Origin of the sequence: Novosphingobium aerophilum (assembly GCF_014230305.1) — a bacterium.
GTDB classification, from domain to species: Bacteria; Pseudomonadota; Alphaproteobacteria; order Sphingomonadales; family Sphingomonadaceae; genus Novosphingobium; species Novosphingobium aerophilum.
This window is the reverse complement of record NZ_JACLAU010000020.1, coordinates 14,857-39,541: the sequence shown is the minus strand read 5'-3', so window position 1 is coordinate 39,541 and position 24,685 is coordinate 14,857. Positions and strand designations below refer to the sequence as shown.

Below are 24,685 nucleotides of genomic sequence, written 5' to 3'. Positions count from 1 at the left end.
CCTTGCCGGGGCCGGTCCACGGTGCCACATCGGAACGGCCGATGCCCCAAGGTTCGCACTCCGCCGCAGCGCGCGACGCTGACAGCACGGTCAAGGCCGTGCTCGGGCCGACCAACACCGGCAAGACCCACCTGGCGATCGAGCGGCTCTGCGGCCATTCCTCCGGCGCGATCGGCTTTCCCCTGCGCCTGCTGGCGCGCGAGGTCTACGAGCGCGTCGTGGCGATCAAGGGGCGGGACCGCGTCGCCCTGATCACCGGCGAGGAGCGGATCGAGCCGCCCGGCGCGCGCTGGCTGCTCTGCACGGTCGAGGCCATGCCGCGGCGGGGCTATCGCGACATGACCGACCTGGCCTTCGTCGCGCTGGACGAGGCCCAGTTGGGCGCCGACCGCGAGCGTGGCCACATCTTCACCGACCGGCTGCTTCACGCCCGCGGGCGCGAGGAGACCATGCTGCTCGGCTCGGCCACGCTCGAGCCGCTGGTCAAGGCCCTGGTGCCGCGCGCCGAGGTGGTGTCGCGCCCGCGCTTTTCCACGCTGAGCCATGCCGGGGCGAAGAAGCTGTCCCGCGTGCCGCCGCGCAGCGCGATCGTCGCCTTCTCCGCCGAGCAGGTCTATGCCGTGGCCGAGATGCTGCGCCGCTTCCGCGGTGGGGCCGCGGTGGTGATGGGCGCGCTCAGCCCGGAGACGCGCAACCGCCAGGTGGCGATGTTCCAGGCGGGCGAGGTGGATTACCTGGTCGCCACCGACGCCATCGGCATGGGGCTCAACCTTGACGTCGGGCATGTCGCCTTTGCCGGGCTGAGCAAGTTCGACGGGGTTCGCCAGCGCCGGTTGACCGTGGCCGAGATGGCGCAGATCGCCGGACGGGCCGGGCGCCACCAGCGCGACGGGACCTTCGGGACGCTCGCCGGGACGGGCAGCCACGACGCCGAATTCAGCGCCGAGGAAATCTGGGCGATCGAGCAGCACAGCTTCCCGCCGCTGACCCGGCTGTTCTGGCGCGATGCCGATCCCCGCACCGACAGCCTGGACCACCTGATCGCCGACCTGTCGTGCCCGCCGGACCGGCCCGAGCTGGCCCCTGCGCCCGAGGCGATCGACCTGGCGGTGATCCGGCGGCTGGCCGAGGACCCGGCCGTGGCCGCGACCGTGCGCGGGCCGGCGGCGGTGGCCCGGTTCCGCGAGGTCTGCTCGCTCCCCGATTTCCGGCAGCAGGGGGCCGAGACCCACGCCCGCTTCGTTGCCCGCTTGTGGGAGGACCTGAGGCGCGGCTATCTGGGGACCGACTTTGTCGCGGCACGGATTGCCGAACTCGACAATCCGGCCGGGGACATCGACACGCTGCAGGGGCGGATCGCGGCGATCCGGTCCTGGGCCTATATCGCGCAGCGCCCGGACTGGGTCCTGGCGCGCGAGGAAATGGCCGCCCGGGCCCGGGCGGTCGAGGCCCGCCTGTCCGATGCCCTGCACGGGCGGCTGACCGAACGGTTCGTCAACCGGCGGACCACGGTGCTGATGCGCAAGACCGGGGCGGATGCCGCGCTGCTGCCGGTCAGGTTGGAAGGGGACAGACTGTTGGTGGATGGTGAGCCGATCGGTGAACTGGACGGGTTCCGGTTCAAGGTGGACCCGCAGGCGCATCACAGCGATCACAAGCTGCTGTTCGCCGCGGCCGAGCGCCACCTGCCCCAGCTCCTGGCCGAACGGGCCGAACATCTGACCCGGGCGATCATCGCCGACCCCGCCCTCCTCGCCCTCGCCGACGGGGTGATCCGCCACGGGCGCGAGACCCTGGCGCGGCTGCGGCCGGGCAAGGGCGTGCTCAGTCCGCAGCTTCAGCTCGACGCCGCGCTCGAGGCGATTCCCGCTGTCCCGCGCAAGGCCTTGCGCGAAGGGCTGGAGGCCTGGCTCGAGACGCGCCTGGCCCCGCTGGCCCCGCTGGCGGCGATCGACGCGGCGACCCGCGCCCCCGAAGGCGGCCCCGAACTGCGGGCCCTGCTGATCCGGCTGGTCGAGCGGGGCGGGGTGCTTGAACGCCAGGGTTCCGGCCTGGACAGCTTCACCCCCGAGCAGCGCGACCGCCTCAAGCAGTTGGGCGTCCGCATCGGCGCGCTCGACCTGTTCGTGCCCGCCGCGATCAAGCCGGCTCCGCTGGCGGTCTGGCGGCAGCTCGCGATTCTGCAGAACGGCGGGCCCGGCGGGCGGGTGCCCGAGGCCCTTGCCGAAATGCCGCCGGTCGTGCCGCTCGAGCGCGGACGCCCGGGGCTGGGCTATCGCCGCGCCGGGCAGCAGGCGATCCGCGTCGACATGGCCGAAAAGCTCCTGCGCGAGGGACATGCCCGCCGGGTCACCGCCGGACGGCAGGGCTTCACGATCAATCCGGCGCTGGCGCGCTCCACCGGGCTGGTGCTCGATGGCCATGTTCACCTGCTGCGCCAGGCAGGCTTCAACCCGTCCTCGCCCCGGGCCCTGGCCGAAGGGGTGCAGGGGCCGCCCGCGCCGATCGTGTGGCGCTGGCGCCCGCTGCGCCGGGACGATCCTGCCCCGGCGGGACGCCCCGGCCGGGGAGCGGACAGGGCCGCGCGGCGCCCGGAACGGCCGGGTCGCCCACCGCACCAGAGCCATGACCAGCAGACTGACAGCCCTCGCCGCGAGCGCGGGGCCGGACCCCGCCGGCCGCAGGCCGCGCGCACCGAGCCTGCCCCGGCGACCGCCGCGCCCGCGCCGGGCAATCCCTTCGCCGCACTGGCCGGCTTGCTGGGCCGCTGAGCGCCGATGCGGCTCGACAAGCTGCTGTGGTTCCTGCGCTTCACCCGCACCCGGCCCCTGGCCCAGGCCCTGGCCGAGACCGGCCACATCCGCCTCAACGGCCGCCGCGCCGAGCGCAGCGCGCAACCGGTCGGCGTGGGGGACGTGCTGGTCCTGCCGCTGCCCGCCGGGGTCCGGGTGATCGAGATTCTGGCCCTGCCCACCCGGCGCGGTCCCGCTCCGGAAGCACAGGCCTGCTATCGCGTGCTTGACGCGGCTCCCGCAAATCCCATAGCAGCCGAACCAGCAATGCCGATGTCGGACCCTGTCAGGGCCGATCACACAGGGAACCATTCGTCATGAGCTATGTCGTCACCGAGGCCTGCATCCGCTGCAAGTACATGGACTGCGTGGAGGTCTGCCCGGTCGATTGCTTCTACGAGGGCGAGAACATGCTCGTCATCAACCCCAACGAATGCATCGACTGCGGCGTCTGCGAGCCGGAATGCCCGGCCGAAGCGATCCTGCCGGATACCGAAAGCGGGCTGGAGCAGTGGCTGGAGCTGAACGCCAAGTATTCGGCCGAGTGGCCGAACCTCACCTCGAAGCGCGATACCCCGGCCGATGCCGACGACTACAAGGGCGTCGACGGCAAGTTCGAGAAGTTCTTCTCGGCCGAGCCTGGCCAGGGCGACTGATTCCATCGCACAGGCCCCCCACCGGGCGCGATTCGTCGCGCTGCAGGTGCGAGGCAATCCATTGTAGCGGGTGCGCCCACGCCCCCCTGTCCAGCCCCCCGGAGTCGCAGGACTCCGGGGTTTTCACACGTTTTCCCCAGGGGGTGGAAATTTTGTTGCAGGTTCGCTATATTGCGGTGACCGGACGGAACGCACCGTTCCAGCGGCAGTACGCATCTTGAAAGGCAGGATCGCAACAGACGGTTGATCGGGCACACGCCGCTCCGCCGGGCGGGGTTCGTTTCCCATCACACCACAAGACCGTCGGGTCGCGCGATTCTGGACGCGAAAGGACGATTCATGGCGGCCAAGGCTCACGCCTTCGATGTTGGAGACTATGTCGTTTACCCGAAGCACGGTGTCGGCCGTGTGATCGAGTTGCAGGAGCAGGAAATCGCTGGAATGAAGCTGGAGCTCTACGTGCTCCGCTTCGAGAAGGAGCGCATGACGCTGCGCGTCCCGATGAACAAGGTCGAGGCGATCGGCATGCGCAAGCTGTCGTCGGACAAGACCCTGCGCGAGGCGCTCGACACGCTCAAGGGCAAGCCCAAGGTCAAGCGCACCATGTGGTCGCGTCGGGCCCAGGAATACGAAGCGAAGATCAATTCGGGCGACCTGGTGTCGATCGCCGAAGTGACCCGCGACCTGTTCCGCGCCGATGACCAGCCGGAGCAGTCCTATTCGGAGCGCCAGATCTTCGAGGCCGCCTCGTCGCGCCTCGCCCGGGAACTGGCCGCGATGGAAAAGACCGACGAACCGGCCGCGCTCAAGAAGATCCTGGCGATCCTCAACGAGCACGCCCCCAAGTTCTACGAGACCGCTGCGGCCGAGTGATCGGATCGCCCGCGGGCTGCGAAAGGCCGTCTCCCCCCGGGGAGGCGGCCTTTTCGTTTGGCAACAGACGGCGGCGGGGGATCAGGCCGCGGCGCGGCGCAGGCGATCGTTGATCGCGGCACCGATTCCGCTGTCCGGGACCGGCGCCACGGCCACCCGCGGTTCGGGCGCCGCCGCCGCCGCATGCAGGCAGGCATAGAGCCGCGCCGCCGCTTCGGCGAGGTCCCCGCCGGACGACAGCGTGACCTGCCCCGCCACCGGGCCGAACCCGATCAGGAACTCGTCCGCGGCGGCCGTGGTCGCTCCCAGCCGCACCGGTTTGCCCGGGGCATAATGGCTGGCGAGCTGGCCGGGCGCCTCGATCGCGCCGCCGGACGGTTCCGCCAGGGCTGCTTCGCCAAGCATGGCGGCCAGTTGGTCGCCGGTCACCGGGCCCGGGCGCAGGATCGTCCAGCCCTGGGGCCGCAGCGCGACAATGGTCGATTCGATCCCCGCCGGGCAAGCCCCGCCATCGAGCACCAGGCCGATGCGATCGCCCAGGCTGTCCACCACGTGCGCGGCCGTGGTCGGGCTGACGGCACCGCTGCGGTTGGCCGAGGGTGCGGCCAGCGGCAAGCCGCTGGCCAGCAGCAGTGCGCGCATCACCGGATGGTCCGGACAGCGCAGCGCGATGGTGGGCAGGCCCGCGGTCACCGCCGGGGCGACGGCCGCCGCCGGGTGCAGCGGCAGCACCATGGTCAACGGCCCGGGCCAGAAGGCGGCGGCCAGCCGTTCGGCGCGCGCGTCGACCTCGGCCAGGCTGCGCGCGCCCGCCAGATCGGGCACGTGGACGATCAGCGGATTGAAATCGGGGCGCCCCTTGGCGCGATAGATCGCCGCAACGGCCTCGTCCCGGTCGGCCCTTGCGGCAAGGCCATAGACCGTCTCGGTCGGCACGGCGACGGGAACGCCCGCGCGCAGGCTGTCCGCAGCGCGGGCAAGCCCCGCGGCATCGGGCGGCAGAACAAGAGGGCGGGTATTGCCGGTCATGGCGCGGCGCTATAGCGGCCTTGCGGTGCAAACCCAAACCGCGATGATCCCGGGAGTTGCTGGATGACCTACATTGCCCCCACCCAGGACCTGCTGCTGGCGCTCGATGTCTGCGCGGGGCTGGGCGAACTGGCCGAACAGCCGCGGTTCGCGGCCGCCACCCCCGACACGGTCGCGGCGGTGGTCGAGGGGATCGGCGCCTTTGCCGAGGGCGAATGGGCCCCCCTGGCCCAGGCCGGCGACCGCATCGGCGCCAGGGCCCAGGCCGGTGTGGTGACCCTGCCGGACGGCTATGCCGAGGCTTACCGGGCTTTCGTCGAGCAGGGCTGGAACTCGATCGCCGGGCCCGAGGACCATGGCGGCCAGGGCCTGCCGTGGACGCTCTCGGTGGCCGTGCTCGAAACGCTGGGTGCGGCCAACCTGGGCTTTACCCTGCTGCCGATGCTGACCGCCGGGGCGATCGACGCCCTGGAGCGCCACGCCAGCCCGGCCCAGCAGGCGCTCTACCTGCCCAGGCTGATCTCGGGCGAGTGGTCGGGGACAATGAACCTGACTGAGCCGCAGGCCGGCTCCGACGTGGGCGCCCTGCGCACCACCGCGACGCCGATCGAGCACGGCCCCCATGCCGGCAAGTTCCTGATCCGCGGCACCAAGATCTTCATCTCATGGGGCGAGCACGAACTTTCCGGCAACATCGTTCACCTGGTCCTGGCGCGGCTGCCCGACGCGCCCGAGGGAACGCGCGGAATCAGCCTGTTCATCGTTCCCAAGTACCTGCCCGATGCGGACGGCAATCCCGGTGAGCGCAACGACCTGCGCGCGGTGTCGATCGAGCACAAGCTTGGCATCCACGCCTCGCCGACCTGCGTGATGAGCTTCGGCGACGAAGGGGCCTGCGTCGGGGAGATCGTCGGCGCGCCCAACGAAGGCCTGCGCGCGATGTTCACGATGATGAACGCGGCGCGGATCAATGTCGGCAGCCAGGGCGTCCAGGTGGCCGAGGCCGCCTGGCAACGCGCCCGCGCCTTCGCCCGCGACCGGGTCCAGTCGGCCCGTGCCGGCAGCCCGGCCAAGACCCCGGTGGCGATCGTCGAGCATCCCGACGTGCGCCGCATGCTGCTGCGCATGCGGGCCCTGACCGAAGGCGCGCGGGCGCTGCTCTACTACACCGCCGGCCAGGTCGATCGCGGCGCCCTGGGCGATGCCGCTGCCCAGACCCGGGCCGATGTCCTGACGCCGCTGATCAAGGCCTGGGGCACCGACATCGGCATCGAGGTCGCCAGCCTGGGCATCCAGGTTCACGGCGGGGTCGGCTATGTCGAGGAAACCGGCGCCGCCCAGCACTATCGCGACGCCCGGATCCTGCCGATCTATGAAGGCACCAACGGCATCCAGGCGGCCGATCTGGTGACCCGCAAGCTGGGGCTGGACGGCGGCGAGGTGCTGCTTGGCCTGCTCGACGAGGTGCGGCGCGGCGCGGGCGAGGCGCCGGCCCTGGCCGCGCTCGCCGCCGCCTGCATCGATGCCACGTGCTGGCTGCGCGACGAGGCCAGCCTGGACGACCGGCTGGCCGGATCGGTGGCCTTCCTGACCATGTGCGCAACGGCGGTGGCGGGCTGGCAGTTGCTGCGCCAGGCCGAGGCGGTGGCCGGGACCGACCATGCGCTGGCGGCGACCAAGCCGGTGGTGGCCCGCTTCTTCATCGACCACGTGGTGGCCCCGGCGATCGGGCTGGCGGGATCGGTGCGGGCCGGGGCCGGGCCGCTGTATGCGCTGGATGCGGAAAGCCTGACGGCATGAGCGGGGGCGGGGCCGACCAGGCGGTCTTGCTGGAACGAATCGCGCGGGCGCTGGAGCAACTGGTCCCGGTGCCGGCGGCGGCCTTGGACTGGCTGGCGGCGCCCGCCTATGTGCTGGATCGCGGTGGCCCGCGCGCGGTGGCGCGTCTGCTCGCCCCGGCGCTGGACCTGCTGCAGGGAATCGATGCGCAGAAGGCCCAGGTGGTCGGAAATGTCGCGCGTCACGCCCGGGGCCATGCCGCGCACGACATGCTGCTGTGGGGTTCGCGCGGGATGGGCAAGTCGGCCCTGCTGCGCGCGGCGGTCCGCGCCGCCCAGGAGAGCGATCCCGGCGCCATCGCGCTGGTCCAGGTCGCCCCGGATGCGCTGTCGGGCCTGACCGGGCTGTTCCAGGCCCTGGGCGGCCAGCCGCGCCGGTTCCTGGTCTATGTCGACGATCTGGGCTTCGAGGACGGCGACAGCACCGGACCGCGGCAGTTGCGCTCGTGGCTGGAGGGCGGGGTCGAGGCTCGGCCGGCCAATGTGCGCCTGGCGGTGACGGCAAACCGCCGTGCCATCGTCTCGCGCCACCTGTCCGAACAGGACGATCCGATCAACCCGCGCGACGTCGTGGACGATCGGCTCGCCCTGGCCGACCGCTTCGGCCTGTCGATCGGCTTCCACGCCTGTTCCCAGGACGATTACCTGGCCATCGTCGGGGGCTATGCCGCGGCCCATGGCCTGGCCTGGGAGGCGGGCGATGCGCTGGAATGGTCCAAGCGACGCGGCGGGCGTTCCGGCCGGGTGGCCTGGCAATATGTCACCGAACTGGCGGGACGGGCGGGCAAGGCGCTGGGCTGAAGCCGCGCCAGTGCCGGGAGCCGGGGGTCGGGCCCGAGCCCGGGCGATCACTTGTCGGCGGCGGCGGCTTCCTCCTCTGCGGCCCGGAAGGTCGCGGCGGCTTCGCTGTTGAGCTGGCGCTGGGGCGGCATGTGGCCGGTGACCACCGGCTTCACCCCCGGCGCCGGCGCCGCGCGCGGGTCGATCAGGCGCCACACGATCCCCGCCGTGTCATCGGTGACCAGCAGCGCACCGGTGCGATCGAAGGCCAGCCAGGTCGGCCGGCCATGCGTCTCGCCATCGCGGGTCAGGAAGCCCCCCAGCACCGGCACCGGCTGCCCGCGCGGGTTGCCGTTGGCGTCGAAGGTCACGAACACCACGTCATAGCCCGAAGCGGGCTTGCGGTTCCATGACCCGTGCCGGGCAATGAAGGCTCCGTTGCCGAAGTTCGCCCCCAGCCGGTTGCCCGCCGCGGCGAACCGCAGCCCCAGCGCCGCGACATGGGCGCCCAGCGCGAATTCGGGCTTGCGGACATATTCGTTGAGGTAGGGCGGCATCGGTTCCTTGACCCGATCGTCCTGCTTGTCCTTCCAGTAGAACCACGGCCAGCCGTACTGCGCGCCGATCGGGACATTGGTCAGGTAATCGGGCACGAGATCGCCGCCGAGCATGTCGCGCTCGTTGACCGTGGTCCAAAGCTCGCCCGAGGCGGGGTTCCAGTCCATCCCGTTGGGGTTGCGCAGGCCTCCGGCATAGGGGCGGGGCCGGCCACTGGCGAGGTCGATCTCCCAGATCGCGGCACGGCCCTCTTCGGCCTTGATGCCCCTTTCGGCGATGTTGGAGGCGGACCCCACCGCGACATAGAGCTTCGTCGCATCGGGGCTGAGCTGGAGGTTGCGCATCCAGTGGTTGCCCGCCGGGGGCAGGTCCATCAGCTTGCGCGGGGTGCCGGCCAGCGCCGTGTCCCCCAGCTTGTAGGCAAAGGCCAGGACGGCATCGTGATTGGCGACAAACAGCGTGCCGTCATGCCAGGCGAGCCCGGAGGGAGAGACCAGACCCTGGCCCTGGCGCAGCACGAAGCGCTGCTCGGCCACGCCATTGCCATCGGCATCACGCAGCAGCACGATCGCATCGGGCGACGGGCCGCCGGCCCCGGCGCGGCGGAACAGCAGCTTCATCACCAGCCCGGTGAGCCCGCCCGGTCCCTGGCCGGCGGGGCGGTTGGTCTCGGTGACCAGCACGTCGCCATTGGGCAGGGTGAGCATGACGCGCGGATGATCGAGCCCTTCGGCAAAGCGGTTGACCTGCAGCCCGGCCGCCGCGACGGGCGCCTCCCCCGGCTGCCAGCCGATCGGCTTGGCGATCCCCACGGTCGGGAACTTTTCGGGTTCGGGATCGACCAGCCGCGGATCCCGACCGGTGGTGGCGGCCAGCGGGCGGTCTGTCGGGTTGCCGTGGAGCACCCAGGCTCCCACCCCGATCAGCACGACGACGACAAGGCCGAGGACGGCGAGCACTTTGCGCATGGTTTCAGTCATGACCGGCAAAATAGGCCGGCAAGGCGCTTGCGGCAACCGAAGCGCGGGCTAGTTTGCGCGCCATGTACGATTTCACCCCCGATCCCGCCGCGCCCCGCGAAGAGCTGTACGCCGACCTGACCCAGGCCGCCCTGGCGCTGGTCGCCGACGAGCCCGACCCCGTGGCGAACATGGCCAACCTGGCCGCCTTGATCTGGCAATTCCTGCCCCGGCTCAACTGGTCCGGGTTCTACCGCATGATCGATGGCGGTCTGGTGCTCGGCCCGTTCATCGGCAAGCCCGCCTGCATCCGGATCGCCTTGGGGCAGGGGGTCTGCGGCGCTGCGGCGCAGAGCGCGACCACCCAGTTGGTCCCCGATGTCCACGCCTTCCCCGGTCACATCGCCTGCGACGCGGCAAGCCGGTCGGAACTGGTCGTGCCGGTGCTGCGCGAGGGCCAGGTGATCGCGGTGATCGATCTCGACAGTCCGGAGCCGGCGCGCTTCGACGAAACCGACGCGGCGGGCCTGGAACGGCTGGCCGCGGCCATCGCTCCGCACATCTGAGCCCACCATCCAGCCGCGCCCCCGAGGGGCAAAGCCTTTGCCCCTGCCCCAATTCGGGACAGGGCCGGGCTGGGGCTTGGATCGCCGCGGCCGACGATGCTAAATTCCGGGTTAATGCCCGGGGGCGGGACTGCCCCATCCTTCGTCAGGGGAACCGACCATGCGCGCCCGAATGCTGTTGCTTGCCCTCCTGTCGAGCGGCCTTGCCGCCACGCCAGCCCTGGCCCACGACCGGGGTGGTCCCCAGGTCCAGACTTACCCCGGGCATTGGGGTGGCCCCTTCGGCATGTGGTACGGCGGCTGGCAGCCGCAGATGGTGGTCAACGTGCCCAACCCGCCGCCGGCGCCGCCCGCCCAGTGGCAGGGTGGCTATGACGGGCAGAACCTCGATCGTGAGACCTGGCTGCGCGAATGCCGCCGCCGCCTGGGCGACAACGGGGTCGGCGGGGCGGTGATCGGCGGTGTGCTGGGCGGCGTGGCCGGCAATGTCATCGGTGGGCGCGGCAACCGGGTGCTGGGCACCGTCGCCGGCGCCGCGGTGGGGGCCGTAGCCGGAGCCGCGATCGACAAGGCCGAGGACAAGGGCCGGGTGCAGGACCGGTGCGAGGCGATGCTCGCCAGCCCGGTGCCCCAGGGCTACGCACCCGGCCCCCAGGGCGCGGCCTATGGCTATGCCATGCCGATGATGTGGGTGCCGGTGATGATGGTTCCCGTGGGCCCGGCCCAGGCGTCGGGCCAGGCCTCGGCGCAAGGATCGGGCCAGAAGCGCGTCGAGACGGTGGTCACCGAGGAGGTGCGCTATGTGACCGTGCCGCGGCGCCACCGGATCATCACCCACCGGGCCGCGCCGGACAAGCGGATCCGGATCGTTCCCGATAAATGAGTGCCGCAGCAACCTATTGAATCTTATATCGTCGACGGCGTAACAGCCGACACGCCAGGCCCCTGGCCAGCGCTCAGATGGTCTCGCCGGTCAGCCGCTGGCAGACCAGATCGAGCTGGTCGAGCGTGCGGTAGCGAATCGTCACGGTGCCCGAGGCGGGATCGGCCGGATCGATCGCGATCTTGATCGGCAGGCCGAGAAATTCCTCGAGGTGATTCTGCACCGCCAGGATATCGGCATTGCCGGTCCAGTCCCCCGTGTCACGGGCCCGGCGCGGGCTGGGCGTCTCGCCCCGGTTCTGGCGGCGCACCTGCTTTTCCAGCTCGCGCACCGACACCTGCCGCTCGACCGCGGCCTGGGCCAGTTGCACCGCATTGTCGGCCCCGATCAGGGCCCGGGCATGGCCCATCGACAGGGCGCCTTGCTCGACCAGGGCGATCACCGGATCGGGGAGGGCCAGCAGGCGCTGGAGGTTGGCGACATGGCTGCGCGATTTGTCGACCATCTTGGCGATATCCGCCTGGGTCATGCCCTCCTGCTCGGCCAGCCGCTGGTAAGCCCGCGCCTCCTCGATCGGATTCAGATCCTCACGCTGGAGATTCTCGATCAGGGCGAGAGCCATCACCTCGCGTTCGCTGAGATCGCGCACCAGCGCGGGGATCTCATGCAGGCGGGCGCGCTGCGAGGCCCGCCACCGCCGCTCGCCGGCGACAAGCTGGTAGCGTCCGTTGCCCAGTGGCCGGACGATCACCGGCTGGATCACGCCGCGGGCCGCAATCGACGCGGCCAGCTCTTCCAGTGCGGTCTCGTCGAAATGCCGCCGGGGCTGCTCGGGATGCGGTTCGATCGCCGAAACCGCCAGGGTAGTGAGCCCGTTGAGCGCCGCGTCCACCCCGGCACCGCCGCCCGCATTAACCAGAGGCTCCTCGCGCCGCACCTCGCCCAGCAAGGCGCCCAGACCGCGGCCCAGCGCCGGGGGCTTGCGCCGGCCCAGCGCGGCGGCCGAATCGGCCAGGCTGGCGGCGGGGGATGCCTTGGGGGCGGCGTCGTCGCTCATGCGGCTTTCCTTCGTTCGGGCATGCGGCCGATCAGTTCGCGGGCCAGCGCCATGTAGGCGCGGCTCCCCGTGCAATTGTAATCGTAGACCAGGGCCGGCAGCCCGTGGCTCGGCGCCTCGGACAACCGGACGTTGCGGGGGATGACCGATTCGAACACCAGTTGCCCCAAGCAGGCGCGGACATCGTCGGCCACCTGATCGGTCAGGCGGTTGCGCCGATCGTACATGGTCAGCGCGACACCGATGATCCCCAGCGCCGGATTGAACCGCTGCTGGACGCGCTCAACCGTCTGCAGCAACTGGCTCAGTCCCTCGAGCGCGAAGAACTCGCACTGCAACGGCACCAGCAGCGTGTCGGCCGCGGCCAGGGCATTGAGGGTCAGCAGGCCCAGCGACGGCGGACAATCGATGAAGCACACATCGTGGCCGCTGTCCTGCGCCAGGGCATGACGGAGGCGATCCGTCCGGTGCTCCACCCCGACCAGCTCCACCTCGGCGCCGGACAGATCGACCGTGGCCGGAACGATGTCCAGATCGGGAATCCGTGTGGGCAGAATGCAGTCCGCCAGCGCCGCCTCATCGACCAGCAGGTCATAGGACGACCGTTCGCGCTCGGCGCTGCCGATGCCGATGCCGGTGGAGGCATTGCCCTGGGGATCGAGGTCGATCAGCAGGGTCTTCCAGCCCGTCGCCGCAAGGGCCGTGGCAATGTTGATGGCCGTGGTGGTCTTGCCCACCCCGCCCTTCTGGTTCGCAATCGCAATCTTGATCATGACCGATTCACCGCTTGCGACCCTTCTTGACCGAAACCCGACCGGACACCTGACCGACAATCACGCCGGCCTCGGCATCGGTCAATGAGTGTTCCACGTGGAACGTATGCGACCACCCCTGCAACTGAGTCACTTCATCCCGCGCCGAGCGGCCCTTCGGCAACAGCCAGATCGTGTCGCTTGTGGAAAACCGTGCGGATAGATCGAGCAAGCGATCGAGCGGAGCAAAGGCGCGGGCCGAGATCACGCCCGCGCGGAAAGGCTCGATCGTCTCGAGCCGCGCACCCGCCACCTTCACCCGATCCAGACCCAGGGCACCGGCGGCGCGGGTGAGCCATTCGATCCGGCGGGTGCGCGATTCGACCAGCACGACCTCGCATTCGGGTCGCAAGGCCGCAATCACCAGCCCGGGAAATCCGGCTCCGCTGCCCAGATCGACCCACGGGCCCGGTGTTTCATGGGAAACATGAACCAGCAACTGGGCGCTGTCGGCGATATGGCGCAGCCAGACGTGCTCCAGGCTGCCGGCGGAGACCAGGTTCTGGCGCGTGTTCTCGTCGATCAACAGCGCGACGAGGCGCTCCAGCCGTGCCCTGGCCACCGCGTCGACCCCCGGCTGGCTGGCCAGCCAGCCCCGGGCCGCGTCGTCCGAGGTCAGGACCGTCACGCTGCCCTCCGCCGGGCCTGGACCAGCAGGGCGGCCAGTGCTGCCGGAGTGATCCCCGGGATCCGTCCGGCCTCCGCCAGCGTAGCCGGCTGGGCCCGCTCGAGCCGTTCGACCATCTCGCGCGACAGTCCCGCGATGCTCGCGTAGGGGAAGCCGTCCCCCAGCGGCAGACCGTCGCTGGCCCGCAGTTCGCGCAGCTCGCTGTCCTGTCGGGCCAGGTAAGGCGCATAGGCCGCATCCTCGGCGATCTCGGCAACCAGGTCCGGGTCATCCGGCAGGCTGTCGGCCAGCCACGGGCGCAGGGCCGCCATGTCCACATCGGCAAACCGCAGCCACTCGCGCAGGGTAAGCCGGCCGGTGTCGGTGCGCACGGGCAGGCCGGTGCGCGCCAGCTCCGCCGCGCTGGCGGTGGCGTCGAGCGCGGAGTCGAGGGCGAGGCGCTGGGCCTCACGCCGCTCGAACCAGGCCCGCCGCTCATCCCCGACAGCACCACAGGCCAGCGCGAGTGGCGTCAGGCGACTGGCGGCGTTGTTGGCGCGCAACCGCAGGCGATACTCGGACCGGGCCGTCAGCATCCGGTACGGCTCGCTGACGCCGTGCAGGGTGAGGTCGTCGATCATCACCGCCAGGTAGCTGTTGGCCCGGTCGAAGGCGGCCGGCTCGCGCCCGAGCACCGCGGCGGCTGCGTGCATGCCCGCGACCAGCCCTTGTGCCGCCGCCTCCTCGTAACCGGTTGTCCCATTGAGTTGCCCGGCGCAGTAAAGGCCGGGAAGCGCCCGCAACTCCAGCGAGCGGCGCAGCGCGCGCGGGTCGATGTGATCGTACTCGACCGCATAGCCGGGGACGACCATCTCCACCCGCTCCAGACCCTCCATCGTGCGGAGCAGGTCCAATTGGACGTCTGCCGGCAGCGAGGTGCTGATCCCGTTGGGATAGACCAGCGGGGTGTCGAGGCCCTCGGGCTCGAGAAACACCTGATGGCCATCGCGGTCGGCGAAGCGATGGATTTTGTCCTCGATCGAGGGGCAATACCGCGGGCCCTGCGCGCCGATCGCCCCGGTGAACAGCGGGGACCGGTGCAGGTTGGCGCGGATGATGTCGTGGCTGGCCGGATTGGTGCGGGTGATCGCGCAGAACACCTGCGGGTTGACCCGGCTGCGGGTGAGGCTGGACATGGTCCAGGGCTCGGGATCGGAAGCCTGTTCCTCCAGCCGAGCCCAATCGATGGTGCGTCCGTCCAGGCGGGGCGGAGTGCCGGTCTTGAGCCGGGCGAGAGGCAGCGCGGCTTCACGCATCTGGGCCGCCAGGCGTTGAGCGGAAGCCTCGCCGATGCGTCCGCCGACGAGCCGTTCCTCACCGCGGAACAGGGTGCCGCCCAGGAACGTCCCCGTGCAGAGAATGACTGCCGCGGCATCAAGCGCCGTGCCGTCAGCCAGGTCCAGACCGGTAACCCGGCCGCCCTCCAGGCGCAGCGCGGCGGCCTCGCCGGCGATCACCGCAAGATGGCCCTGCCGGGCCAGAAGATCGTGAATCGCCGCCTTGAACCGGGTGCGGTCGGCCTGGATCCGGGGGCCCTGCACCGCGCTGCCCTTGCTGCGGTTGAGCATCCGATAGTGGATCGCCGCCGCGTCGGCTGCCCGTGCGATCAGGCCGTCGCAGGCGTCGACCTCACGCACCAGATGGCCTTTGCCAAGCCCGCCGATCGCGGGATTGCAGCTCATCGCGCCGATGGTCCGGGGATCGAAGCTGACCAGGCCCACCCGCGCGCCCATGCGCGCCGCGACCGCGGCGGCTTCACAGCCGGCATGACCTCCGCCAACCACCAGGACATCGAAGCTTTGCATGGGCCTGGCCGCTTACAGGATCGCCGCGAAATGGTCCACAGCCAGCGCCCGTGTTCCACGTGGAACAGGCCACACGGTCACGACCCATCACTTGCCGATGCAGAAGCGGCCGAACAAGGCGTCGAGCATGTCTTCGGTGGTGGTGCGCCCGAGCAGCGAGTCGAAGGCCACACGCGCCAGACGGAGCTCCTCCGCGACCAGCAGCGGGTCACGCATGTTCACGGCCCGGGCCAGAGCGCGCTCGGCGTCGCTCACCAGCCGATGTTGCCGTTCGCTCAGGGCCGCCTCACCCGGAACCGGAAGCGCCTGGCGGGCTGCAGCGACCAGATCGGCGCGCAAATCGTCCAGACCCTCGCCGGTCAGGGCCGACACCCGATGCCTCGCGGTAACCCCGTTGTGGTCATGGCGATCGCACTGCGCCGCGATCTGCCAGGCCCCCGCCGGGCCGTCACCCGGAGCCCCCAGCCACAGCACGCAGTCTGCCCGCTCCAGCTCGGTCCGGGCCCGGGTGACGCCCGCCCGCTCGACCAGGTCCGGCGCGTCGTCCCGCAACCCGGCGGTGTCGAGAAACAGAAAGGGCACCCCTGCGATCGCCACCGGGCGCGACACCACGTCGCGGGTGGTCCCGGCGAGGGGCGAGGTGATCGCCGCCTCGGCCTCGACCAGGGCGTTGAACAGGGTTGACTTACCGGCGTTCGGGGGCCCGGCCAGAACCACGCGGTATCCTTCGCGCAGGGCTTCCGCACGCGGTCGCATCAGCCAACCGGCCAGCTCGTCGCGCAAGGGGGCGATGTTCCACGTGGAACAGTCCGCACTGGCGACATCGTCATCGTCGGCAAAATCGAGCCCCGCCTCGACCTCGGCCGACAGCATGAGCAACCGAAGCCGCCAATCCTCCACCCGGCGCGAAAAGGCCCCCCCAGCCATGGCCAGCGCCGACCGACGCTGGGCCTCGGTTTCGGCGGCGAGCAGATCGGCCAGGCCCTCCGCCTCGGCCAGATCGATCTTGCCGTTCAGGAAGGCGCGCCGGGTGAACTCACCCGGTTCAGCCCGGCGCAAGCCGGGGATGGTCAGAAGGGCCCGCTCGACCGCCGCCACCACGGCCCGACCGCCATGGAGGTGCAGCTCCGCGCAGTCCTCCCCGGTCGCAGTGTGGGGCCCGGGCAACCACAGGACCAGGGCCCGGTCGAGATCCAGCCCTGTGTCATCACGCAGCGTGGCGGTGACGGCCCGACGGGGCACGGGCAACCGGCCGGCGAGCTGGCGCAGCGCCAGGGCGGCATTCGCACCGCTGATCCGGACGACGGCAATCGCCGCAGGTGGGGCACCACTGGACAAGGCGAAGATCGTGCTCATGTCCGCTCGCACCCGCGCCACATCACCGTGGCAAGGCGGTCAGTCCTTCTTGGCCCCGCGCATGCCGGAGCCGTCGATGAACTGCTGGAACAGCTTGAGCCCCAGCTCGCCCATGGGCGCGATCTGCTTGCTCAGTTGCTGCAGTTGATCCAGATTGCCGACACCCTGCATGGCCTTGGCCACCGCGTCGACATAGGCATCGTTGGCCTTGCTGACATCGGGCAGACCCAGGAAACGGCGGGCTTCCTCGGGGGTGCAGTCAACCTCGACTTGGACCTTCATCGGCCGGTTCCTCTCTGGCAACGGACCCGGCCACGCTGGCACAGGCCCCGGGGAATGTCCATCGCCGGCCGGGCGGACCCTGGCCCGGAAGCGGCCTCAACCAATGCCGTAGCCATTGATGGCCGCGAAGATCCGGGACAGGGTTTCGCGATCCTCCTCCGGAACCTCCGGGCGCCAGATCTCGAACAGCAGGACGACGCGCGGCTCCGGGCCATCGTTGCGCGCCTCATGCTCCACCGAATCGTCGAAGACCAGCGGCACCCCGGGCTCCCACGCCCGGGTTTCGCCCCCGACGCGCAAGGTGCAGCCGGGGGCAGGACGAATCGGGATGTGACAGATCAGCCGGGTGTTGAGCAGACCGACATGCGGCGTGATGTGCGCTCCCGGCAGCAAGCGGGACCACAACGCGTTCGGCGCCCGACCGGGGATGCGCGGCATGGGCGCGAGCGACAGGGCCTGCAGCGTGGCCGGGCAACGCGCGGCGGCCGCCTCATTGCGGGATCCCTCGCGCCAGAAATAGAAGGCCCCCCAGGCGGGATCGTCGAGCAGCGGGTTGTTCGGCGCCGGTCGTCCGGGCACGCGCACAACATAGGGGGTGAAGGCCTCGTCCTCCACCGCGGCCAGCTCGTCCTGCATAGCCGGGAGTAGGGCCAGCATGTCCTCGAGCCACGGGAAGTCCCGCCAGTCGTAGAACCACTTTTGCGGCAGGAACGGATAGTAGAACAGCGACGGTTGCTGCAGATAGGGCTCGGTCCGGCCCATCAGCATGTCGATCGCCGTGCGCATGGTCGGCGAGACGTCATCGCCGATCGCGGCCATCAGGTGATCGGCAAAGCCCGTTTCCGCCGCAGCGAGCGCCCGCCGGGCATAATCGAGCAGATCGGCAAAGGGTGGGGGGCAACCGGTCACCGCGGCCTGGTTGAGCGCCGCTTGGAAGAAGCTGGCGGCGGCGCGGGCATCGCCGCCACGCTCGCGCAGCAGGCCCTTGAACAGCAGCGCGCCGACATCACGACCGTCGACCAGCAGGGCCTGGTCGATCGCGGCCTCGGCCGCATCGTTGCGCCCCAGGGCCAGTTGCGCATTGCCCAGGGCCAGCCAGGGTATCTGCTCGGGCGGCAGAACGGCCGCCGCCTCGGTCAGCAAGGCGGCGCCGCGGGCCGGATCGCCGGCTTGCAGGGCGGCGATACCCGCCCTGACCACCTGCTGGGGATCCGCCGCGCCTGCCATGCCGGGTTACTGGTTCATCGTGGCGAAGAAGTCCTCGTTGGTCTTGGTGTCCTTGATCTTATCGAGGAGGAATTCCATCGCGTCGACCGTGCCCATCTGCATGAGGATGCGGCGCAGCACCCACATCTTGGCCAGATTGCTCTTCTCGACCAGCAGCTCTTCCTTGCGGGTGCCGCTCTTGCCCACGTCCAGCGCCGGGAAGATGCGCTTGTCCGAGACCTTGCGATCGAGCACGATCTCGCTGTTGCCGGTGCCCTTGAATTCCTCGAAGATCACTTCGTCCATGCGGCTGCCGGTGTCGATCAGGGCCGTGGCGATGATCGACAGCGACCCGCCTTCCTCGATGTTGCGCGCCGCGCCGAAGAAGCGCTTCGGGCGCTGCAGGGCATTGGCGTCGACACCGCCGGTGAGCACCTTGCCCGAGCTGGGCACCACGGTGTTGTAGGCGCGGCCGAGGCGGGTGATCGAATCGAGCAGGATCACCACGTCCTTCTTGTGCTCGACCAGACGCTTGGCCTTTTCGATAACCATTTCAGCAACTTGAACGTGCCGGGTCGCCGGCTCGTCGAAGGTCGAGGAGATGACCTCGCCGCGCACCGAGCGCTGCATGTCGGTGACTTCCTCGGGCCGCTCGTCGATCAGCAGGACGATCAGGAAGACCTCGGGGTGGTTATCGGTGATGGCCTTGGCGATGTTCTGCAGCAGCACGGTCTTGCCGGTGCGCGGCGGCGCGACGATCAGCGCGCGCTGGCCCTTGCCCTGGGGGCTGATCAGATCGATCACCCGGGCCGACTTGTCCTTGACCGTGGGATCGATCGTGTCGAGCCGCAGGCGCTCATTGGGATAAAGCGGGGTGAGGTTGTCGAAGTTGACCCGGTGACGGACCGCCTCGGGATCGTCGAAGTTGACGCTGATCAGCCGGGTGATCGCGAAATAGCGTTCGCCGTCCTTGGGGGCGCGGACCTCGCCTTCCACGGTGTCGCCGGTGCGCAGGCCCCACTTGCGGACCTGGTTGGGCGAGACGTAGATGTCGTCGGGGCCGGCCAGATAGTTCGCCTCGGGGCTGCGCAGGAAGCCGAAGCCGTCGGGCAGGACCTCGATCGTGCCGATGCCGTGGATTTCCTCGCCGTCCTCGGCCACTTCCTTGAGGATCGCGAACATCAGGTCCTGGCGGCGCATGGTGCTGGCGCCCTCGACGCCCAGTTCCTCGGCCATCTCGACCAGTTCGGCCGGGGTCTTTTTCTTGAGTTCCTTGAGATGCATGTGGTCAGTTCCGGATCAGAGCGTCTGGGATGGCCGGCAAGGTCGTAGGGGCTTGGGGAAAGCAGACCCGGACGCCGCAAGCACGCGGCTGTCCCACGCCGGAGACCCCTGCCAGATAGGCCCGGGCAGGACGGGCGTCAATTGACAAGAGGCCAGTCGGCGCAATCCGCCGCGGCGGCCGGTTCAGAACGGCTTGACGATCACGAAGACGACGATGAAGGCGGCCGCCATGCCGGGAATCTCGTTGAGCAGGCGCAGCCGCTTGCCACTGAGCTTGCGCACGCCCTGCGCCAGCGCCTGGTGATAACCGGCCAGCCAGAACTGGTAGGCGGTCAGGGCCAGGACAAAGGCCAGCTTGGCGTGGAACCAGCCTTGCTGAAGAGCCCCGATCTGCAGCGCCAGGACAAGGCCCAGCACCCAGACCACGACCAGCGCCGGCCACAGGATGATCTTGAGCACCTTGCGCTCGCGATCGGTCCAGATCGCGTTCTCGGGCGAGCCGGGCTCGGCCTCCTGATGGTAGACGAAGTAGCGGGGCAGCAGGAACAGGCCGGCCATCCAGAAGATCACGAAGATGACGTGGGCGGCCTTGAGCCAGAGATAGGTCATTGCGAGGGCCTGCTGCATGCGACGATCATAGGACGGTCTCTCCGGTGCCGGAAGACGGATCGTGGAGCAAGAGCGCCCGGCGGATCGCCAGTGGAGTGTGCCGTCCGCGGCGCCGGCTGGTCAGGTGGAACCGGCCGCAACGGTCGCAGCGATAGGGGCGCAGGACCCAGCCCCCGGCCAGGGCGGCACGCGTGGCGTCGTCCAGCGTGGGGAAGGGCCGCTTGCGCCGGCAGACGCTGAGCCGGGTGCGCTTCATCGCGACAGGCCCGGCCGGGTCGCTAGCCGCGCTGCCAGCCCCGGACCACCGCCAACAGCGATTCGACATGGTCGATCGGGGTGAACTGGCCGATGCCATGGCCCAGGTTGAACACGTGCGGCCGGTCGGCGAAAGCATCGAGCACGCGCCGCGCCTGGGTTTCCAGTTCGGCTCCACCGGCCAGCAGCAGCAGGGGATCGAGGTTGCCCTGCACCGGCATGCCCGCCGGCAGCTCGCGCGCAGCCCACAGCGGGTCGATCGTCTCGTCGATGCCCACCGCATCGACCCCGGTCTCACGCGCATAGGCGGCCAGCTTCTCGCCCGAGCCCTTGGGGAAGCCGATGATCGGCAGGTCCGGGCAACGCGCCTTGAGCCGGCGGACGATCTCGGCATTGGGGGCGATCACCCAGCGTTCGAACTCGGCCGGAGCCAGGCTGCCGGCCCACGAATCGAACAGTTGCACCGCTTCGGCACCGGCCTGGGCCTGACCCTCGAGATAGTCGACCGTGACGGTGATGATCGCATCGATGATCGCCTGGAAGGCCGCACGGTCGCGATAGGCATAGGCGCGGGTCTCATGCTGGTCACGGCTGCCCTCGCCGTTCACCATGTAGGTGGCGATGGTCCAGGGGCTGCCGGCGAAGCCCAGCATGGTCTGATCCGGGGTGAGGGCGGCGCGAACCAGGCGGACGGTCTCATAGATCGGATCGAGCCGTTCCGGGACCGCCTCCAGACCCGTCAGCGCATGATCGACCAGCTTGGGCGACAGCGCCGGACCTTCCCCGGCCAGGAACTGCAGATCCTGGCCCATGGCATAGGGCACGATCAGGATGTCCGAGAACAGGATCGCCCCGTCGAAGCCGAAGCGCCGCAGCGGCTGCAGGGTGATCTCGGCCGCGGCCTCGGAATCATAGACCAGCGGCAGGAACCCGCCCTTCTGCGCGCGCAGCTCACGATACTCGGGAAGATAGCGGCCCGCTTGCCGCATCAGCCACACCGGACGGCGGCGAGCATTGGTTCCGGACAGGGTATCGAGCAGCAGACCGGGCATCGCGAAGGGTCCAATCAATAAAAAAGAGATTCTTTTAAAAGGATTCTGAGTTCTGTTGGCCCTGTGGAAACCGGGGACAGCCGAGCCTTGCCAGAATTGTCCCGGGCTGAACAGGGGAGAAGTGTCAACGACTCTGGACACTGCGCGGTCAAGCGGAACTTATCCCGCTTGTCCCCAGCCTGTGGGAAACGCCGTCCACATGTCCACAAGCGGGGCATCGGGGATCCGGCAACGGGCATGAAATCCACCCCCGAGATTGTCAGCCCTGTCCTCCCGTGGTTTATGCCTCGGGCTATCCACAGGCCCCCCTGTCGGGCCGGCACAGGGACCGCTTGCCGCCGATGACCCGCCTTCATCTCCATCTGCTGTCGGATTCGACCGGCGAGACGCTGGAGATGATCGCCAAGGCCGCCCTGGCCCAGTTCGACGATGCCGACGTGATCCGCCACTTCTGGCCGATGGTCCGCTCGCAGCAGCACCTCGACCGGATCATGGCGGAAATCGCCGCCAACCCGGGCCTGGTCCTGTTCACCCTGGTCAATGCCGAGATCCGCCGGCGGCTGGAGGAGCGCTGCCGCGCGCTGGGATTGCCGACCGTGCCCGCGCTGGATGCGGTCACCGCCGTGCTCGAGGACATGCTGGGCCAGCAGGCCAAGGCGCGACCCGGACGCCAGCACATGCTCAACGACGCCTACTTCGCCCGCGTTGATGCGATCCAGTTCACCATCGCGCACGATGACGGCATCGCCTGGGAGGACTGGGAGGACGCCGACATCGTCCTGGCCGGAGTCTCGCGCACCTCCAAGACCCCGACCAGCATCTACCTTGCCAATCGCGGCTACAAGGTTGCCAACATTCCGATCGTGGTGGAAAGCCCGCCTCCCCCGGAGCTGTTCTCGCTGCGTCGCCCGCTGGTGGTGGGCCTCACCACGGCGCCGGACCGCCTGATCCAGGTCCGACGCAACCGGCTGCTGTCGCTGAGCCAGGCGCCCACCACCGACTATGTCGACGAGGACCGCGTCTCGCGCGAGGTGCAATTTGCCCGGCGGCTGTTCGCGGACAACGGCTGGCCGGTGATTGACGTGACCCGCCGTTCGATCGAAGAGACCGCCGCGGCGGTGATCCGGCTTCACCAGGAACACCGCTCGCGGGGCGAAAGCACCGACATCGGTGCCAAGCCGATCTGACGTCCAACCGGGGACCATCGTTGTGATGCCGATCCTGCCATGCTGATCCCGTCATGCTGATTCTGGCGAGTCAGAGCGCCTCGCGCCGCGCCATGCTGGACGCCGCCGGGGTGCCGCACGCGGCCGAGCCTGCCTCCGTCGATGAGCGCGCGATCGAGGCCGCGCTGACCGATTCCGCCCCCGCCACCGTGGCCCTGACCCTGGCTCGCGCCAAGGCGGCGGCGGTCTCTGCCCGGCGGCCCGGCGCTGCGGTGCTCGGCAGTGACAGCCTGGTGGTCTGCGCCGGGCGCCGCTTCGACAAGCCGCGCGACCGGGCCGAGGCGGCCGAGCATCTCCGGTTCTTTTCCGGGCGGACCCTGGAGCTGCACAGCGCCGCTGCGCTGGTGCGTGATGGCGAGGTGCTGTGGGATCATGCCGACCGGGCCGGGCTGGTGGTCAGGAGGCTGAGCGAGGACTTCCTGGCCGGCTATCTCGATCGCGAATGGCCCGCCGTCGCCGGCTGTGTCGGGGTGTTCCGGATCGAGGCGCTGGGGGTGCAACTGTTCGAGGCGATCGACGGCAGTCACTTCACCGTGCTCGGCATGCCGCTGCTGCCGGTGCTCTCGGCGCTGCGCCAGCACGGAATCCTCGTGCCGTGACGCGGCCCTATGCCGAGGTGATCGGCGATCCCATCGCCCAGTCCAAGTCGCCGCTGATTCACGGGTTCTGGCTGGCCGAACTGGGCATCGCGGCGGATTATCGCCAGACCCATGTCGTCCCGGCCGGGCTGGCCGATTACCTGGCCGCCCGGCGGACCGATCCCGCCTGGCGCGGCTGCAACGTCACCATGCCGCACAAGCAGGCGATCATGCCGCTGCTGGACCGGATCGACCCGCTGGCGCGGCGCGTCGGCGCGGTCAACACCGTGGTGCGCGCGCCGGACGGGGCGCTCGAGGGCCACAACACCGACGTGCCCGGCTTTCTCGAGCCGCTGGCCCCGGTGCTGGCGGCGAGCCACCTGTTCCGCATGGCGCGGGTGCTGGGCACGGGCGGCGCGGCCCGGGCCATTGTCGCCGGGCTGGCCGGGCACGGCTTCGTCATCGTCCTGGCCGGGCGCGATCCGGGCAAGGCCCGCGCCCTGCTTGACGAACTGGCACCGGCCGATGCGCCCGATGGGCGGGATCATCACGCGGTGGATATCGCCCATTTCGCCCAGCCCACCGATTTCGCCTTCGATGACCGCAAGGGCTGCTGCGACCTGGTGGTCAATGCCAGCATGCTCGGCATGGCGGGCCAACCGCCGTTGCATTTCGACTGGAGCCATGCCCCCCCGGGGAGCATCGCCTATGACATCGTCACGGCCCCGCTCGACACGCCGTTCCTGCAGGACGCGCGCGCGGCGGGCTTTGCCACGATCGACGGTCTGGCCATGCTGATCGGGCAGGCCGACCATGCCTTTGCCCATTTCTTCGGGCAGCGCCCCCCGCGCGATCGGGATGCCGATCTGCGGCAGAGCATCATCGGTGTCTGACCGGGTGCTTCCCGGCGACACGCCGGCCGGATCGGAGCGTCCGTTCGTGTTGGGCCTGACTGGCTCGATCGGCATGGGCAAATCGGCGGTTGCCGCCATGTTTCAGGGGCTTGGGGTGCCGGTCTTCGATGCCGATGCCGCGGTCCACCGGCTGCAGGGGCCCGGCGGGGCGCTGCTGCCGGCGATCGAGGCGGCCTTTCCCGGCACGACCGGGCCGGACGGGGTCGATCGCGCCCGGCTGGGCGCCCAGGTGTTCGGCGATCCGGCCCGCCTGGCCGCCCTGGAGGCGATCGTCCATCCGGAAGTGGCCCGCCTGCGCCGCGCCTTCCTGGCCGAGCATGCCCGGGCGCCCATCGTGGTCTTCGACATTCCCCTGCTGTTCGAGAAGGGCGGATCCGATCTGGTCGATGCCGTGGTCGTGGTCTCGGCCCCGGCGGCGGCCCAGCGCGCCCGGGTCCTGGCGCGCCCAGGCATGACCGAGGAGAAGTTCGCCCGGATCCTGGCCCTGCAGCTTCCCGATGCGGACAAGCGCGCCCGGGCCGATCACATCATCGATACCGGCACCTCGCTGGCCGAAACCCGCCATGCGGTCCAGGCCCTGGTCCATCGCCTGCGCGGGGCGGCGGGCCCGGCCTGATCGCGCGCGCCGGGCGGGGCTCCCGACGACGC

The 24,685-nt window shown here is 70.0% G+C and carries 25 protein-coding genes; 12 read left to right on the top strand and 13 right to left on the bottom strand.

The features are described from left to right. The first annotated feature begins 41 nt into the window (after positions 1–41). The 4 genes from H7F49_RS12280 to H7F49_RS12265 all read left to right on the top strand — a co-directional run bounded on the left by H7F49_RS12280 (position 42) and on the right by H7F49_RS12265 (position 4,321). Complete coding sequence (locus H7F49_RS12280; RefSeq protein ID WP_185683894.1) at positions 42–2,771, top strand: helicase-related protein; 2,730 nt, start codon at positions 42–44, stop codon at positions 2,769–2,771. 6 nt (positions 2,772–2,777) lie between these two features. After that, positions 2,778–3,113 carry an RNA-binding S4 domain-containing protein gene (locus H7F49_RS12275; RefSeq protein WP_185683893.1) on the top strand — a complete coding sequence of 112 codons (336 nt, stop codon included), beginning with the start codon at positions 2,778–2,780 and terminating at the stop codon, positions 3,111–3,113. Next, positions 3,110–3,448, top strand: a complete 339-nt coding sequence (gene fdxA / locus H7F49_RS12270) for a ferredoxin FdxA (RefSeq protein ID WP_185683892.1) — start codon at positions 3,110–3,112, stop codon at positions 3,446–3,448. The genes H7F49_RS12275 and fdxA overlap by 4 nt, the downstream gene beginning before the upstream one ends. 339 nt (positions 3,449–3,787) lie before the next feature. Then, positions 3,788–4,321, top strand: coding sequence for a CarD family transcriptional regulator (locus H7F49_RS12265; RefSeq protein WP_185683891.1), 534 nt, complete (start codon positions 3,788–3,790; stop codon positions 4,319–4,321). Positions 4,322–4,402: 81 nt separating this feature from the next. Here H7F49_RS12265 and H7F49_RS12260 read toward each other — a convergent pair whose 3' ends face one another. Next, positions 4,403–5,350 carry an L-threonylcarbamoyladenylate synthase gene (locus H7F49_RS12260; RefSeq protein ID WP_185683890.1) on the bottom strand — a complete coding sequence of 316 codons (948 nt, stop codon included), beginning with the start codon at positions 5,348–5,350 and terminating at the stop codon, positions 4,403–4,405. A 63-nt stretch (positions 5,351–5,413) separates the two neighbouring features. Between H7F49_RS12260 and H7F49_RS12255 the strand changes: the two genes are divergently transcribed. Beyond that, positions 5,414–7,150, top strand: a complete 1,737-nt coding sequence (locus tag H7F49_RS12255; protein WP_185683889.1) for an acyl-CoA dehydrogenase — start codon at positions 5,414–5,416, stop codon at positions 7,148–7,150. Continuing rightward, positions 7,147–7,989 carry a DUF815 domain-containing protein gene (locus tag H7F49_RS12250; RefSeq protein WP_185683888.1) on the top strand — a complete coding sequence of 281 codons (843 nt, stop codon included), beginning with the start codon at positions 7,147–7,149 and terminating at the stop codon, positions 7,987–7,989. The genes H7F49_RS12255 and H7F49_RS12250 overlap by 4 nt, the downstream gene beginning before the upstream one ends. A 47-nt stretch (positions 7,990–8,036) precedes the next feature. Here H7F49_RS12250 and H7F49_RS12245 read toward each other — a convergent pair whose 3' ends face one another. Continuing rightward, entirely contained in the window at positions 8,037–9,506 is a 1,470-nt protein-coding gene (locus H7F49_RS12245; protein WP_185683887.1) for a PQQ-dependent sugar dehydrogenase, read from the bottom strand. Positions 9,507–9,568: 62 nt separating this feature from the next. On the opposite strand from H7F49_RS12245, the gene H7F49_RS12240 reads away from it, so the two are divergent. Both H7F49_RS12240 and H7F49_RS19340 read left to right on the top strand, forming a co-directional pair. Then, the gene (locus H7F49_RS12240; protein WP_185683886.1) at positions 9,569–10,051 is read left to right on the top strand and encodes a GAF domain-containing protein; all 483 of its coding nucleotides are present in this window, start codon (positions 9,569–9,571) and stop codon (positions 10,049–10,051) included. A gap of 160 nt (positions 10,052–10,211) precedes the next feature. After that, a complete protein-coding gene (locus H7F49_RS19340; protein WP_214647794.1) occupies positions 10,212–10,934 on the top strand; it encodes a glycine zipper 2TM domain-containing protein in 723 nt (240 codons plus the stop codon). A 73-nt stretch (positions 10,935–11,007) separates the two neighbouring features. Here the strand turns inward: H7F49_RS19340 and H7F49_RS12230 are convergent, their stop codons facing one another. The 11 genes from H7F49_RS12230 to hemE all read right to left on the bottom strand — a co-directional run bounded on the left by H7F49_RS12230 (position 11,008) and on the right by hemE (position 21,319). Further along, positions 11,008–11,991, bottom strand: a complete 984-nt coding sequence (locus tag H7F49_RS12230; RefSeq protein ID WP_185683885.1) for a ParB/RepB/Spo0J family partition protein — start codon at positions 11,989–11,991, stop codon at positions 11,008–11,010. Then, positions 11,988–12,764 carry a ParA family protein gene (locus H7F49_RS12225; protein ID WP_185683884.1) on the bottom strand — a complete coding sequence of 259 codons (777 nt, stop codon included), beginning with the start codon at positions 12,762–12,764 and terminating at the stop codon, positions 11,988–11,990. The genes H7F49_RS12230 and H7F49_RS12225 overlap by 4 nt, the downstream gene beginning before the upstream one ends. Positions 12,765–12,771: 7 nt before the next feature. Beyond that, on the bottom strand, positions 12,772–13,431 hold the full coding sequence (gene rsmG / locus H7F49_RS12220) for a 16S rRNA (guanine(527)-N(7))-methyltransferase RsmG (RefSeq protein ID WP_185683883.1): 660 nt from the start codon (positions 13,429–13,431) through the stop codon (positions 12,772–12,774). Beyond that, positions 13,428–15,275, bottom strand: a complete 1,848-nt coding sequence (gene mnmG, locus H7F49_RS12215) for a tRNA uridine-5-carboxymethylaminomethyl(34) synthesis enzyme MnmG (RefSeq protein ID WP_185683882.1) — start codon at positions 15,273–15,275, stop codon at positions 13,428–13,430. Before mnmG ends, rsmG begins: the two co-directional genes overlap by 4 nt. 87 nt (positions 15,276–15,362) lie before the next feature. Further along, positions 15,363–16,631, bottom strand: a complete 1,269-nt coding sequence (mnmE, locus tag H7F49_RS12210) for a tRNA uridine-5-carboxymethylaminomethyl(34) synthesis GTPase MnmE (RefSeq protein WP_185683881.1) — start codon at positions 16,629–16,631, stop codon at positions 15,363–15,365. A gap of 39 nt (positions 16,632–16,670) precedes the next feature. Beyond that, entirely contained in the window at positions 16,671–16,913 is a 243-nt protein-coding gene (locus H7F49_RS12205; protein ID WP_185683880.1) for a DUF6489 family protein, read from the bottom strand. Between the two features lie 96 nt (positions 16,914–17,009). After that, positions 17,010–18,140 (bottom strand): aspartyl/asparaginyl beta-hydroxylase domain-containing protein, encoded by a 1,131-nt coding sequence (locus tag H7F49_RS12200; RefSeq protein WP_185683879.1) that lies wholly within the window; start codon positions 18,138–18,140, stop codon positions 17,010–17,012. 6 nt (positions 18,141–18,146) lie between these two features. Then, positions 18,147–19,403: a transcription termination factor Rho gene (gene rho, locus H7F49_RS12195; RefSeq protein WP_185683878.1), complete on the bottom strand. Its 1,257-nt coding sequence runs from the start codon at positions 19,401–19,403 to the stop codon at positions 18,147–18,149. 183 nt (positions 19,404–19,586) lie between these two features. Next, positions 19,587–20,030 (bottom strand): CopD family protein, encoded by a 444-nt coding sequence (locus tag H7F49_RS12190; RefSeq protein ID WP_185683877.1) that lies wholly within the window; start codon positions 20,028–20,030, stop codon positions 19,587–19,589. A 7-nt stretch (positions 20,031–20,037) separates the two neighbouring features. Then, positions 20,038–20,268: a hypothetical protein gene (locus H7F49_RS12185; RefSeq protein ID WP_185683876.1), complete on the bottom strand. Its 231-nt coding sequence runs from the start codon at positions 20,266–20,268 to the stop codon at positions 20,038–20,040. Between the two features lie 22 nt (positions 20,269–20,290). Continuing rightward, entirely contained in the window at positions 20,291–21,319 is a 1,029-nt protein-coding gene (gene hemE / locus H7F49_RS12180; RefSeq protein WP_185683875.1) for a uroporphyrinogen decarboxylase, read from the bottom strand. 341 nt (positions 21,320–21,660) lie between these two features. On the opposite strand from hemE, the gene H7F49_RS12175 reads away from it, so the two are divergent. From H7F49_RS12175 to coaE, 4 genes are read left to right on the top strand one after another with little or no spacing between them, the layout of a single operon-like run. Continuing rightward, positions 21,661–22,506 carry a pyruvate, water dikinase regulatory protein gene (locus H7F49_RS12175; protein ID WP_185683874.1) on the top strand — a complete coding sequence of 282 codons (846 nt, stop codon included), beginning with the start codon at positions 21,661–21,663 and terminating at the stop codon, positions 22,504–22,506. Positions 22,507–22,559: 53 nt separating this feature from the next. After that, positions 22,560–23,144: a Maf family protein gene (locus H7F49_RS19565; RefSeq protein WP_235982122.1), complete on the top strand. Its 585-nt coding sequence runs from the start codon at positions 22,560–22,562 to the stop codon at positions 23,142–23,144. Then, complete coding sequence (locus H7F49_RS12170) at positions 23,141–24,016, top strand: shikimate dehydrogenase family protein (protein ID WP_328806707.1); 876 nt, start codon at positions 23,141–23,143, stop codon at positions 24,014–24,016. The genes H7F49_RS19565 and H7F49_RS12170 overlap by 4 nt, the downstream gene beginning before the upstream one ends. A gap of 46 nt (positions 24,017–24,062) precedes the next feature. Further along, positions 24,063–24,653: a dephospho-CoA kinase gene (gene coaE, locus H7F49_RS12165; RefSeq protein WP_328806705.1), complete on the top strand. Its 591-nt coding sequence runs from the start codon at positions 24,063–24,065 to the stop codon at positions 24,651–24,653. Positions 24,654–24,685: the final 32 nt, after the last annotated feature.

Excerpts from the sequence above, each read along its gene's own strand:
- H7F49_RS12190 (WP_185683877.1), bottom strand. The coding sequence starts at position 20,030 with ATGCAGCAGGCCCTCGCAATGACCTATCTCTGGCTCAAGGCCGCCCAC.
- H7F49_RS12230 (WP_185683885.1), bottom strand. The coding sequence starts at position 11,991 with ATGAGCGACGACGCCGCCCCCAAGGCATCCCCCGCCGCCAGCCTGGCC.
- rho (WP_185683878.1), bottom strand. The coding sequence starts at position 19,403 with ATGCATCTCAAGGAACTCAAGAAAAAGACCCCGGCCGAACTGGTCGAG.
- mnmE (WP_185683881.1), bottom strand. The coding sequence starts at position 16,631 with ATGAGCACGATCTTCGCCTTGTCCAGTGGTGCCCCACCTGCGGCGATT.
- H7F49_RS12280 (WP_185683894.1), top strand. The coding sequence starts at position 42 with ATGCCCCAAGGTTCGCACTCCGCCGCAGCGCGCGACGCTGACAGCACG.
- H7F49_RS12265 (WP_185683891.1), top strand. The coding sequence starts at position 3,788 with ATGGCGGCCAAGGCTCACGCCTTCGATGTTGGAGACTATGTCGTTTAC.
- H7F49_RS12260 (WP_185683890.1), bottom strand. The coding sequence starts at position 5,350 with ATGACCGGCAATACCCGCCCTCTTGTTCTGCCGCCCGATGCCGCGGGG.
- H7F49_RS12205 (WP_185683880.1), bottom strand. The coding sequence starts at position 16,913 with ATGAAGGTCCAAGTCGAGGTTGACTGCACCCCCGAGGAAGCCCGCCGT.
- H7F49_RS12185 (WP_185683876.1), bottom strand. The coding sequence starts at position 20,268 with ATGAAGCGCACCCGGCTCAGCGTCTGCCGGCGCAAGCGGCCCTTCCCC.
- H7F49_RS12200 (WP_185683879.1), bottom strand. The coding sequence starts at position 18,140 with ATGGCAGGCGCGGCGGATCCCCAGCAGGTGGTCAGGGCGGGTATCGCC.
- H7F49_RS12240 (WP_185683886.1), top strand. The coding sequence starts at position 9,569 with ATGTACGATTTCACCCCCGATCCCGCCGCGCCCCGCGAAGAGCTGTAC.
- fdxA (WP_185683892.1), top strand. The coding sequence starts at position 3,110 with ATGAGCTATGTCGTCACCGAGGCCTGCATCCGCTGCAAGTACATGGAC.
- H7F49_RS12225 (WP_185683884.1), bottom strand. The coding sequence starts at position 12,764 with ATGATCAAGATTGCGATTGCGAACCAGAAGGGCGGGGTGGGCAAGACC.
- H7F49_RS19340 (WP_214647794.1), top strand. The coding sequence starts at position 10,212 with ATGCGCGCCCGAATGCTGTTGCTTGCCCTCCTGTCGAGCGGCCTTGCC.
- H7F49_RS12255 (WP_185683889.1), top strand. The coding sequence starts at position 5,414 with ATGACCTACATTGCCCCCACCCAGGACCTGCTGCTGGCGCTCGATGTC.
- mnmG (WP_185683882.1), bottom strand. The coding sequence starts at position 15,275 with ATGCAAAGCTTCGATGTCCTGGTGGTTGGCGGAGGTCATGCCGGCTGT.
- H7F49_RS12275 (WP_185683893.1), top strand. The coding sequence starts at position 2,778 with ATGCGGCTCGACAAGCTGCTGTGGTTCCTGCGCTTCACCCGCACCCGG.
- H7F49_RS12175 (WP_185683874.1), top strand. The coding sequence starts at position 21,661 with ATGACCCGCCTTCATCTCCATCTGCTGTCGGATTCGACCGGCGAGACG.
- H7F49_RS12250 (WP_185683888.1), top strand. The coding sequence starts at position 7,147 with ATGAGCGGGGGCGGGGCCGACCAGGCGGTCTTGCTGGAACGAATCGCG.
- hemE (WP_185683875.1), bottom strand. The coding sequence starts at position 21,319 with ATGCCCGGTCTGCTGCTCGATACCCTGTCCGGAACCAATGCTCGCCGC.
- H7F49_RS12245 (WP_185683887.1), bottom strand. The coding sequence starts at position 9,506 with ATGACTGAAACCATGCGCAAAGTGCTCGCCGTCCTCGGCCTTGTCGTC.
- H7F49_RS19565 (WP_235982122.1), top strand. The coding sequence starts at position 22,560 with ATGCTGATTCTGGCGAGTCAGAGCGCCTCGCGCCGCGCCATGCTGGAC.